This is a genomic window from Methylobacterium frigidaeris (assembly GCF_022179185.1).
GTDB lineage: Bacteria > Pseudomonadota > Alphaproteobacteria > Rhizobiales > Beijerinckiaceae > Methylobacterium > Methylobacterium frigidaeris.
On the sequence record NZ_BPQJ01000380.1, the window covers coordinates 1 to 232 of the forward strand.

Here is a 232-nt window from a genome sequence, read left to right on the forward strand (position 1 = left end):
ATTTATCGCCAGCAGCTGATTGGTAAAAACAAACTGATTATGCGCTGGCTGTCGCATCGCGGCGGCGCGCTGGATTATCAGGAGTGGTGTGCGGCGCATCCGGGCGAACGTTTTCCGGTTTCTGTGGCGCTGGGTCCCGATCCCGCCACGATTCTCGGTGCAGTCACTCCCGTTCCGGATACGCTTTCAGAGTATGCGTTTGCCGGATTGCTACGTGGCACCAAGACCGAAG

The 232-nt window shown here is 57.8% G+C and carries 1 protein-coding gene; it reads left to right on the top strand.

Annotated elements, in window-relative coordinates:
* Nucleotides 1-232 (top strand): UbiD family decarboxylase domain-containing protein (locus MFF64_RS37430; protein ID WP_238194142.1); only part of this gene is annotated, 232 nt, incomplete at both ends.